Raw genomic sequence first — 11200 nt, 5'->3', positions numbered from 1 at the left:
GAACACCGTTCGCATCAATCGTATAGGGCTGTAAAAGCTGATTTATCAGCGCATTTTGACACAAACTCCGTTTGTTTCATTTCCGACCTCTAACAATCTCCCAGATTGTTAGAGCCCACTCAACCACTGCGCCATAAGTACCTAAAACAAGTATAAAAGAGTTTGGAACTAATTTTGTCCCAAACTCTTTTTCTATATATTTTGAAAGTGTTTTGTACAGCTTATTTAATGGCTGCCAGCAGAGCATCTGCCTGCTTGTTTAAGTCAGCAAGAACTTCTTCAGTTGGGATGTATTTTCCGTCAGCCCAAGCAGAGTTGTTAATGCCTGATGTGGTCACTTGGTCTACAAAGGTTGTGCGGACAAATGGAAGAAGAGCGCGGTATTGGTCAGCAGCCAAGTCTTGATGAGCAGCGGATACGAGTGAAACAGTGGTTACTTTTTCGTGGAGAGCGGATGCACCAGTTGTGTCAGAAAGATCAACAGCTCGACTTAGCCAATCGATCAAATTTTTTACTGGGCCAGGAATGCTGGCGTTGTATACTGGCGAGAAGAACCAAATCGCATCTGCGGCCAAAACAGCATCACGAGCAGCTTGAACAGCTGGGAGGACAGGTGTTTCCAATTCTTGTGAGAAAACAGGGATATCCTTCCAGTCGAGGTAAGAAACTTCTGCCTTGCCTTCCAATACTTTTTCAGCTTGAGCAGCCAACTGTTGGTTGAAAGAACCTTGGCGCAGCGAACCGACGATAAACAACACTTTTGTCATGTGAGACTCCTTTTGTAAAAAATGTGGAACAAGCCCCATCATAGGAAAATCAGGGACTATTTAATGGATTGAAACAAGTATACCACATTTATCACTAACTAGCAGTATATTTTGCTCACAATTTGAATTTTTTTAAAATTCGAGCCAAATCTTCCTGCTCTTTCAGACTGAGAACAGAGAAAATTTTACCGATATTATTGTAATGCTCAGGAAGAATCTTTTCGATGGTTTTGCGACCAAGCGGGGTCAGACCAATCAGATAAGAACGTTTATCTTTTTCATCCGCAACCTTAAAAATATAGCCATCCCGAATCATATTACGGATGACTACCGTCATGTTGCCAGAAGTGCTGAGCAGCTTATCAATCAGATCCTGAATCCGCAAATTCCCCTTGTTATAGAGAGCTTCCATAACACCAAACTGAGCGACAGTCAGATTGTGTTTTTTGATGGTTTGGACTTCCTGTCGACTGATGGCGTTGGATGCCCGCCGAAAAATCACTAGTCCATGTAGCGCCAATTCATTATTTTTGAGTGTTTCTTCAATCTTCTTTTCCATAAAAATAGTTTAGCAAGAAAGGAGAAATTATTCAAATATTACCCTTAAAAATCCGAGAATTTTACTCCTTTTTTTCGTGGTTTCCTAGCATTCTAGGAGGACTTGTAGTATAATGTAGCTATTATGGCAAATTCAAGACAAAGAACGCAGAGAAGTTATCGAAAAAAGGGTCAGCCCTTGACCGTCTGGAAACAATTATTGCTTGGCTTTTTTGTTTTGCTTAGTGTGCTGACATTTTCCATTCTTTACGTGCTGGAATCGGCCAGCCAGCCTTTCGTAACAGTGGAAAAGCATGCGATTGCAGTAGCCAGAAAGTATACAACTGTGAAGGATGTTTCCCAAGTAACCATCTTTAATGGCAAGGAAACGTACTTCAATGTGCAAGGAAAAAATCAATCAGGACAAGATGTCTATGTTCTTGTTCCAGAAAAATCATCAGAGATTTTCGTCTACCAAGCGGCAGAAGGAATTTCACAGGCAGATGCGGAGCAGCGAGCCCAAGAAAATGGGGCTGAATCAGTTGAAAAAACTGTTTTGGGCTACCAGGATGGCCATGCTATCTGGGAAGTCAAGTCTGGGCGTGGTTATTATCTTATTGATTTTATAACTGGAGAGCTGATTAAGAAGGAGGGACTATAATGAAGCTATCAAATCGCGTATTGGAAATGGAAGAAAGTGTGACCTTAGCGGCTAGCGCACGGGCAGCAGCCTTGAAGGCTGAAGGTCGTGATATCCTGTCACTGACGCTGGGTGAGCCAGACTTTGTCACACCTGAAAACATTCAAAAGGCAGCTATTGCTGCCATCCAAGATGGAAAGGCTAGTTTTTACACGGCAGCCTCAGGCCTCCCAGCTCTCAAAGACGCTATTTCCAGCTATATGGAAACCTTCTATGGCTATGCGGTTCCCCGCAATCAGGTAGTAGTCGCAACAGGGGCTAAATTTATCCTCTATGCGGCCTTTGCAACCCTGCTCAATCCTGGTGATGAAGTCATCATCCCAACGCCATGCTGGGTTTCCTATGTGGATCAGGTGAAGATGGTCGATGCTGTACCAGTCACTTTCCAAACCACAGAAGCCAATGATTTCAAGGCTACGGTTGAACAACTCGAGGCTGCTCGGACTGAAAAGACCAAGTTAATCTTGCTCAATTCGCCCTCCAATCCAACGGGAATGATTTACAGTCGGGAAGAATTAGAAGCTATCGGGGCCTGGGCCTTGGAGCATGATATCCTGATTTTGGCAGATGATATATATGGCCGTCTGGTCTACAATGGCCATGAATTTACAGCCATTTCCAGTCTTTCAGACGCCCTCCGCAAGCAAACGATCGTGGTCAATGGAGTTTCAAAAACCTATGCCATGACTGGCTGGCGGGTTGGCTTTGCAGTGGCAGAGCCAGAGATTATTGCAGGTATGGCCAAGATTATCAGCCAAACCACCTCCAATCTGACAGCCGTTTCCCAATATGCAGCCATCGAGGCTCTGACTGGCGACCAGACTTCTATTGAAACCATGCGTCAGGCCTTTGAGGAACGCCTCAATACCATTTATCCGCTCCTGGCGGAAATTCCGGGATTTGAAGTCATCAAACCCCAAGGAGCCTTCTACCTTTTCCCAAATGTCAAGAAGGCCATGGAAATGAAGGGCTTCACTGATGTCACAGATTTTACCAATGCCCTCCTGGAGGAAGCGGAAGTGGCCTTGGTGACAGGAGCTGGCTTTGGTGCTCCAGAAAATATCCGCCTCAGTTATGCCAGTGATATGGATACCCTCAAAGAAGCTGTCCGTCGGATAAAAGCTTACATGGAAGCTTAAACCATCTAATTAGATTTTCAAAAGAAAAGAGAAAAGAAGTTCATGTCTAAAGATTTAGTTACGATTTTTGATGTTCCTAAGCATGTAGGTGAGGAAATCACCATCGGTGCCTGGGTGGCCAACAAGTCTGGGAAAGGTAAGATTGCTTTCCTTCAATTGCGAGACGGCACTGCCTTTTTCCAGGCTGTTGCTTTCAAACCAAACTTCATCGAAAAATTCGGTGAAGAAGAAGGTTCAGCCAAGTTTGATACCATCAAACGCTTGAGCCAGGAAACCTCAGTCTATGTGACCGGGATTGTCAAGGAAGATGAGCGTTCCAAATTTGGCTATGAGTTGGATGTGACTGATTTGGAAGTTATCGGCGAGTCAGTAGATTACCCCATCACGCCAAAAGAGCACGGGACAGACTTCCTCATGGATAACCGTCATCTCTGGCTTCGTTCCCGCAAGCAAGTAGCTATCCAGCAGGTCCGTAATGCTATTATCTATGCCACTTACGACTTCTTTGATAAGAATGGCTTTATCAAGTTTGACAGCCCAATTCTGTCAGGAAATGCAGCGGAAGATTCAACAGAACTTTTTGAAACAGACTACTTCGGTCAACCTGCTTTCTTGAGCCAGTCTGGTCAACTCTATCTTGAAGCTGGAGCTATGGCTCTGGGCCGTGTCTTTGACTTTGGTCCAGTATTTCGTGCTGAAAAATCCAAAACCCGCCGTCACTTGACCGAGTTTTGGATGATGGATGCAGAGTATTCCTTCTTGTCCCATGAAGAGTCCCTTGACTTGCAAGAAGCCTATGTCAAAGCCTTGATTCAAGGGGTTATTGACCGTGCACCTCAGGCTCTTGAAACGCTGGAACGTGATGTAGATGCTCTAAAACGCTACATTGCTGAACCTTTCAAGCGAGTAAGCTATGATGATGCCATCAGCCTCTTGCAGGAGCACGAAGCCGATGAAGATACAGATTATGAACATCTGGAGCATGGGGATGACTTTGGTTCACCACATGAAACCTGGATTTCCAACTACTTTGGTGTTCCGACCTTTGTGGTCAACTACCCAGCCAGCTTTAAGGCCTTCTATATGAAACCAGTCCCAGGCAACCCAGAGCGTGTGCTTTGTGCAGACCTCTTGGCGCCAGAAGGCTATGGTGAAATTATTGGTGGTTCCATGCGTGAGGACGACTATGATGCCCTTGTTGCTAAGATGGATGAGCTTGGCATGGATAAATCAGAGTACGATTTTTACCTAGATCTTCGCAAGTACGGTTCAGTTCCACACGGCGGTTTTGGGATTGGAATTGAGCGGATGGTGACCTTTGTCGCTGGGACCAAGCATATTCGTGAAGCTATCCCATTCCCACGGATGCTGCACCGAATCAAACCTTAATACTCAAGGTTCTTGTTTTGATAGAACTTGTCAGAACTCGCACTGAAAGCAAAACCTGTGTGGGTTTTTGATTAGAACCAGTCATGAAAGGAGTTTGTCCTTTGACTACACAAAAACTAAGTAATTATTCTTACGGTCCAGCTTGTTTTCAGGAGATGCCTGAAGTTCTGGCAACCTATGGTTTTCAGTCTGCTGTCCTCATTGGAGGAGAAAAAGCCTTAGCTGCTGTTGAAAATGAGATGTTGTCCATCTTACAGGAAGCTGGCATTTCGGTGACGGGAAGTTTTGTCTATGGCAAGGCTGCTACCATGGCTAATGTGGAGGCTTTGGCCCAACTGGAAGAAGTCCAAGTAGCAGACCTCATCATCGGTGTCGGTGGTGGTCAGGCCCTTGATACGACCAAGATGGTGGCCAAAAAGCTTGGAAAGAGTCTTGTGACCATTCCAACCATCTGCTCCACTTGCGCTGCTGGTACTGGGCTTGCCGTCATCTACACAGAAGAGCATAGCTTTGATTTTTACGAGGTCACTGGGCCTGCTATCCATACCTTTATCAATACCCGCGTGATAGCGGAAGCTCCCGACCAGTATTTCTGGGCGGGGATTGGGGATGGGATTTCCAAGGGACCAGAAGTGACCAGGGCCATGCAAGAGGCTGAGAATCGTGGCTTTGAGCCGCCCCATATTGCGGTTCTGGGTCGGGCCATAGCCCAATCCTCCCTCCAATCTCTTTATCAATATGCCCATCAGGCCATGGCGGATGTCAGAGAAAATCGGGTTAGTCCAGCAGTCGAAGAAGTGGTCTTGGCCATTATCATCTCCACAGCCTACGCCTCCAATATGGTGGTTCAGCCAAGTTTTGACTTGACCACCTGCCATGCCCATGCCTTTTATAATGGAACAACTGTCATCAGGGCCAGTCGCAAGCATTTGCACGGGGCTATCGTGGCCTTTGGCGTCATGGTTCTTCATGCCTACTTTGATGAGCATGACCAATTAGCCAAAGTGGCGTCCTTTAACCAGGCTCTTGGTCTACCATTGACCTTGGCAGATATGAGCTTATCAGAAGAAGACATCCCAGCTATTGTCCAATACACCAAATCCACTGCCGAATACCGAAACACCCCTTTTGATACAGAACAGCTGGCAGTAGCCATCCAAAAGGCCAACCAGTTTGGCCAAGCATTGAAAGAGTTATAGAAAGAAGGTTTTTATGAAAACAATCCATACAGACAAAGCACCAGCAGCCATCGGTCCATATGTACAAGGAAAACTTGTCGGCAATCTCCTTTTTGCCAGCGGCCAAGTACCCCTTTCACCTGAAACTGGTCAAGTGGTCGGCGAGACCATCCAGGAGCAAACAGAGCAGGTCTTGAAAAATATTGCGGCTATCTTGACAGAAGCTGGAACAGACTTTGACCATGTAGTCAAAACCACCTGTTTCTTGGCAGATATGAATGATTTTGTGGCCTTCAATGAAGTCTATGCGACAGCCTTTAAAGCGGATTTCCCAGCCCGATCAGCTGTGGAAGTAGCCCGCCTGCCTCGTGATGTGAAGATTGAAATCGAAGTCATCGCAGTGGTGGATTAATTCATCTAAAACCAGAATACTTGGAGTTTTTACTTCAAGTTTTTTTGTGCTATCTGATAAAACCTTCACTTTACTTTTGTGGTATAATGAGGTAAGAAATTTCAGGGAGGGGAAGGCTATGACTGCACAACTGTACCAAGATGTCATTTCCCAAAGAAGTTACAGCATCTTAGAGGGGGTATTTCTATCGGAGCTGGATGATGCCATCTTCCAACTAATTCAGCAAGATTATCCTCAGGCCCAAGAATCAGACTTCATCTCCTATGAAGGATTGACTAATTATCGGATGACCCACTTGAATCAGATGATTGAAAAGGCCAATGACCAAAACAAAAAGATCCAGGAAGCTGTGCATGAGTCCAAAAGTCATATAACACTATCCACCATGGACAATCATAGTCAGTGGAATGAAAAACTCACTTTTGGTCAAAAGATAGCAGACAATGTGGCACGTTTTGGTGGTTCTTGGACCTTTATTATCAGCTTTGTCCTTATCTTGTTTATTTGGATTGGTCTCAATGGACTGCATCTTCTTGGTGTCAATTTTGACCCCTATCCCTTTATTTTGCTGAATCTGGTTTTGTCGACAGTGGCGGCTATCCAGGCTCCTTTGATTATGATGAGCCAAAACCGTGCTTCAGACTACGACCGTTTTTAGGCTAAGAATGACTATGAAGTCAATCTCAAATCAGAAGCCGAAATTCGCGCTCTCAATGAGAAACTAGATCATATTTTAAATCAGGACCAGGCTGATTTTTTGGAAATTCAAAAATTACAGTCAGAAATGTTGGTTTCCATCAGCATTCAATTGGCAGATTTGCAAAGACAAGAAAGAAACCAATCTAGATTGGAATAATCCCATAAGAGAACAGCACTAGAGTCACAATCAGTAGTTTCGCTAGGTGACGAGCCAGAGGCAATCGACACCTCATCGTTTATAAGTGTCTCAATATTTTAGTTAAGGAGTTTGTATGGAAACAAAAATTCAATTGGTTATTGTAACAGGTATGAGCGGGGCAGGAAAGACCGTGGCTATCCAATCTTTCGAGGATTTGGGCTACTTTACGATTGATAATATGCCCCCAACCCTAGTACCAAAATTTATCGAACTGATTCGCCACAGTCAGGACAATGACAAGATTGCCATGGTGGTAGACATGCGAAGCCGGTCCTTCTTTACCGAAATCCGAGAGGTTCTGGATGAGGTGGAATCCTCTCAGGATCTGGATTTTAAAATTTTGTTCCTCGATGCGACGGATAGTGAGCTGATAGCTCGCTATAAGGAGACTAGGAGAAGTCATCCCTTGGCACCTGGTGGACGGGTTTTGGATGGTATCAATTTGGAACGTGAGCTCTTAGCACCCTTGAAAAATATGAGCCAGAATGTGATTGATACCAGTGATTTGACCCCGCGGATGCTGCGTAAGGAAATTTCAGATCAATTTGCTAGTCAGAATGAACAGGCTGGATTCCGAGTAGAAGTGGTCTCATTTGGCTTCAAATACGGTCTGCCTCTTGATGCGGACCTAGTCTTTGATGTCCGTTTTTTACCAAATCCCTATTACAAGCCAGAATTGCGCAATCTGACTGGTCTGGATGAGGATGTCTACAACTATGTCATGGAACATGAAGAGTCCGAGGAGTTTTACAAGCACCTGCTGGGCTTGATTGAACCCATCTTGCCGGGTTACCGTAAGGAAGGCAAGTCAGTCCTGACCATTGCGGTGGGCTGTACAGGCGGCCAGCACCGCAGCGTGGCCTTTGCCAAACGTTTGGCCGATGATTTGGAAAAAAAATGGGTGGTCAATCGCAGCCATCGTGACAAAGACAAACGAAAGGAAACGGTTAATCGCTCATGAGAAAACCGAGAATCACTGTAATCGGTGGCGGTACGGGCATACCTGTCATCCTAAAAAGTTTGCGTGACAAGGATGTGGACATTACAGCCATCGTGACTGCGGCAGATGACGGAGGCTCCTCGGGCGAGATTCGTCAAGCCTTGCAGGTGACTCCACCTGGAGACCTGCGCAATGTTCTTTTGGCCCTGTCGGACATGCCCAAGCTCTACGAACAAATTTTTCAGTACCGCTTTGCTGAATCAGATGGTGCCCTCGCTGGCCACCCTCTGGGTAATCTCTTGATTGCTGGCATTTCCGAAATGCAGGGTTCCACCTACAATGCCATGCAGCTTCTAACCAAATTTTTCCATACAACCGGAAAGATTTACCCCTCTAGCGACAACGCTCTGACCCTCCATGCTGTTTTTGCGGATGGTCATGAAGTGGCTGGAGAGAGTAAGATTGCAGATTATAAGGGCATGATTGACCATGTCTATGTGACCAATTCCTATAATGAGGACGAGCCCACTGCTAGCCGGAAAGTGGTCACAGCCATTATGGAAAGCGATATGATTGTCCTCGGCCCAGGTTCACTTTTTACCTCCATCTTGCCCAATCTCATGATTCCTGAAATCGGGCAGGCACTCTGTGAAACCGAGGCCCAGGTCACCTATGTCTGCAATATTATGACCCAACGTGGTGAGACAGAATTTTTCAGCGATGCTGACCATGTTCGGGTGCTAAATGATCATCTGCATCAACGTTTTATTGATACCGTCCTGGTCAATATCGAGCCGGTTCCAAAAGATTACATGGATAGCAATCAGTTTGATGAGTATCTTGTCCAGGTGAAGCATGATTTTCCAGGACTTCAAGCCCAGGCTGATCGAGTGATTTCCTCAAACTTCCTTCGCTTGGAAAAAGGGGGAGCCTTTCATGATGGGGATTTGGTGGTGGATGAATTGCTCAAGATTATACAGGTGCGCTCATGAGTTTTACAGTTCAAGTCAAGGAAGAAATTTTAGGCCATGGGTATCGCCAGGCCCAAAAGAGTGAACTGGCGGCCATTATTAAGCTAGCAGGCAGTCTAGGGTTGGCTTCGACTGGTCTCACCCTCTCCATCTCCACAGAAAATGCCAAGGTGGCTCGCCATATCTATGAACTCATTCTTCATTTCTACCAAGTTAAAGCTGATATCCGACACCATCAAAAGGCCAATTTACGCAAAAACCGTGTCTATACCGTATTTCTGGATAGGGATGTCAATGCTATTTTAGATGACCTCTATTTGGCGGACAGTTTTTTTGGAATTGAGACGGGAATTGCCCCGGCCATTCTGGAAAATGATCAGTGGAGTCAAGCCTATTTACGGGGAGCCTTTTTAGTCAGTGGTTCAGTCAAGGATCCTGAAAAAGGCAAATACCAGCTAGAAATAGCCTCTGTATATAGCGACCATGCCCAGGATTTGGCTCAGCTCTTGCAAAAATTCCTCTTGGATGCCAAAGTAATCGAACGCTCCAAGGGCACCATTACCTACCTGCAGCGAGCAGAGGATATCATGGATTTTTTGCTAGTGATTGGAGCAGAAGGAGCCAAGACCGAATTTGAAAATGTCAAGCTCCTGCGAGAGACCCGCAATGACCTCAATCGGGCCAACAATGCCGAAACGGCCAATATCGCAAGAACCGTTACGGCCAGTCTCAAAACCATTAACAATATTGCTAAAATCATGGAGACCATAGGCCTGGATCAGCTTCCTGCCGATCTGCAAGAAGTGGCCCAGTTGCGGATTCAACACCCGGACTATTCCATCCAGCAGCTGGCAGGAAGTCTAACCCACCCCATTACCAAAAGCGGGGTCAACCACCGCCTGCGCAAAATCAATAAGATTGCGGATGAGATATAGAAAGAACCCAGCAATGCGCTGGGTTCTTTGCCGTTAACAAAGTAGCAATAAAAAAACACAACCCAAGCAGGCTGTGTTCCAATCCGATTATTTACGGATTTCTTTGATACGTGCAGCTTTACCTTGCAATGCACGCAAGTAGTACAATTTAGCACGACGTACTTTACCGTAACGTACAACTTCAATCTTGTCAACACGTGGAGTGTGGATTGGGAAGGTACGTTCTACACCGATACCGCCAGAAATCTTACGAACAGTGTACATTTCTGAGATACCTTGGCCTTTACGAGCGATAACAACGCCTTCAAAGACCTGGATACGTTCGCGGCTTCCTTCGACAACCTTCGCGTGAACGCGGACAGTGTCACCAGGGCGGAAGGATGGGATATCAGTACGAAGTTGACCTTCTGTCAAACTTTGGATCAATGGATTCATGTTTTTCTCCTATCTTTGTCAATCATAGGTGCTTTTAAACCCAGCGGATAAACTGTATTTTTGTGCGTCCATTACACACAAGGAACATTATACTAAAGTCTCGCTTCTTTGTAAAGCAAAAATCATTGAAATCTCGCCTTTTACCCTGTTTATGGTCAGTTTAAACCTACAAGTTGCTCATGTGGTTCTGCAGAAGAAAGAGATTGTCTTTCTCAGAAGTTCCCATGGTCAGATCTTCTTGGATGAGGCCGTCTTTCATCAGTAGAACCCGTTGTGCCTTGGCTGCCAAGGCCATATCGTGGGTCACCATCAGAATGCTTTTTCCGGCTTGGTGGTACTGGCTAAAGAGCTTCATGACCTCATGTCCACTTTTGGAGTCAAGGGCACCAGTCGGCTCATCTGCAAATATTAGATTTGGGTTGTTAATGAGAGCTCGGCAGATACCAGCCCGCTGCAGTTGACCACCCGAAACTTGGGAGATCCGCTTGTCAGCCAAATCAGAAATGCCGATTTCATTCATCAGAGCTAAGGCCTGCTGTTTTGCTGCTTCCTTATCTTTTTTGTAGGTCAAAGATGGCAGGAGGATATTGTCTAGGATGGTCAGATTTTTGACCATACGGGGCATTTGAAAGACAAAGCCGAAGGATTCGAGACGGAGTTTAGCTGCCTCTTCATCAGATAGTTGGCTGATGTCCTTTCCCTCAAAGAAAACCTGTCCTTTATCGGTCTGATCCAAGGTGGATAGAATATTGAGCAAGGTAGACTTGCCACAGCCAGACTTGCCCATGATGGCTACAAACTCACCAGCTTCCAAGTTCATATCGACACCCTTTAGGACATGGGTGAGGGCATCGCCTTTTCCAAAAGATTTACAGATTGATTGTCCTTGTAATAGCATA

12 protein-coding genes and 1 pseudogene are annotated in these 11200 nt (G+C 45.6%); 9 read left to right on the top strand and 4 right to left on the bottom strand.

The window, feature by feature from the left end; all coding sequences use genetic code 11:
• Window positions 1-221: 221 nt before the first annotated feature.
• Both ACEYCN_RS05260 and ACEYCN_RS05255 read right to left on the bottom strand, forming a co-directional pair.
• Complete coding sequence (locus ACEYCN_RS05260) at window positions 222-767, bottom strand: NADPH-dependent FMN reductase (protein ID WP_373713246.1); 546 nt, start codon at window positions 765-767, stop codon at window positions 222-224.
• 115 nt (window positions 768-882) lie between these two features.
• On the bottom strand, window positions 883-1326 hold the full coding sequence (locus ACEYCN_RS05255) for a MarR family winged helix-turn-helix transcriptional regulator (RefSeq protein ID WP_373713245.1): 444 nt from the start codon (window positions 1324-1326) through the stop codon (window positions 883-885).
• 123 nt (window positions 1327-1449) lie between these two features.
• On the opposite strand from ACEYCN_RS05255, the gene ACEYCN_RS05250 reads away from it, so the two are divergent.
• From ACEYCN_RS05250 to whiA, 9 genes and pseudogenes are all read left to right on the top strand, one after another.
• Window positions 1450-1965 carry a DUF5590 domain-containing protein gene (locus tag ACEYCN_RS05250; protein ID WP_373713244.1) on the top strand — a complete coding sequence of 172 codons (516 nt, stop codon included), beginning with the start codon at window positions 1450-1452 and terminating at the stop codon, window positions 1963-1965.
• The gene (locus ACEYCN_RS05245) at window positions 1962-3143 is read left to right on the top strand and encodes a pyridoxal phosphate-dependent aminotransferase (RefSeq protein WP_373713248.1); all 1182 of its coding nucleotides are present in this window, start codon (window positions 1962-1964) and stop codon (window positions 3141-3143) included. Before ACEYCN_RS05250 ends, ACEYCN_RS05245 begins: the two co-directional genes overlap by 4 nt.
• Before the next feature lie 42 nt (window positions 3144-3185).
• Window positions 3186-4532: an asparagine--tRNA ligase gene (gene asnS / locus ACEYCN_RS05240; protein ID WP_373713243.1), complete on the top strand. Its 1347-nt coding sequence runs from the start codon at window positions 3186-3188 to the stop codon at window positions 4530-4532.
• A 101-nt stretch (window positions 4533-4633) separates the two neighbouring features.
• Window positions 4634-5731 carry an iron-containing alcohol dehydrogenase family protein gene (locus tag ACEYCN_RS05235; RefSeq protein ID WP_373713242.1) on the top strand — a complete coding sequence of 366 codons (1098 nt, stop codon included), beginning with the start codon at window positions 4634-4636 and terminating at the stop codon, window positions 5729-5731.
• A gap of 13 nt (window positions 5732-5744) precedes the next feature.
• Entirely contained in the window at window positions 5745-6122 is a 378-nt protein-coding gene (locus tag ACEYCN_RS05230; RefSeq protein ID WP_373713241.1) for a RidA family protein, read from the top strand.
• Window positions 6123-6240: 118 nt separating this feature from the next.
• Window positions 6241-6978, top strand: a pseudogene (locus ACEYCN_RS05225) (DUF1003 domain-containing protein).
• Window positions 6979-7093: 115 nt separating this feature from the next.
• Window positions 7094-7981, top strand: a complete 888-nt coding sequence (rapZ, locus tag ACEYCN_RS05220; RefSeq protein ID WP_373713240.1) for an RNase adapter RapZ — start codon at window positions 7094-7096, stop codon at window positions 7979-7981.
• Window positions 7978-8952, top strand: coding sequence for a YvcK family protein (locus ACEYCN_RS05215; RefSeq protein WP_373713239.1), 975 nt, complete (start codon window positions 7978-7980; stop codon window positions 8950-8952). The genes rapZ and ACEYCN_RS05215 overlap by 4 nt, the downstream gene beginning before the upstream one ends.
• The gene (gene whiA / locus ACEYCN_RS05210; protein ID WP_373713238.1) at window positions 8949-9866 is read left to right on the top strand and encodes a DNA-binding protein WhiA; all 918 of its coding nucleotides are present in this window, start codon (window positions 8949-8951) and stop codon (window positions 9864-9866) included. Before ACEYCN_RS05215 ends, whiA begins: the two co-directional genes overlap by 4 nt.
• Window positions 9867-9953: 87 nt before the next feature.
• Here whiA and rplS read toward each other — a convergent pair whose 3' ends face one another.
• On the bottom strand, window positions 9954-10301 hold the full coding sequence (gene rplS, locus ACEYCN_RS05205) for a 50S ribosomal protein L19 (RefSeq protein WP_373713237.1): 348 nt from the start codon (window positions 10299-10301) through the stop codon (window positions 9954-9956).
• Window positions 10302-10467: 166 nt separating this feature from the next.
• Window positions 10468-11199, bottom strand: coding sequence for an ABC transporter ATP-binding protein (locus ACEYCN_RS05200; protein WP_373713236.1), 732 nt, complete (start codon window positions 11197-11199; stop codon window positions 10468-10470).
• Between the last annotated feature and the right edge of the window lies 1 nt (window position 11200).

The sequence above is a fragment of the Streptococcus sp. genome (genome assembly GCF_041802885.1).
Lineage (GTDB): Bacteria > Bacillota > Bacilli > Lactobacillales > Streptococcaceae > Streptococcus.
Note: the sequence above shows the minus strand (reverse complement) of the source record. Positions and strands in the feature narration are given on the sequence as shown.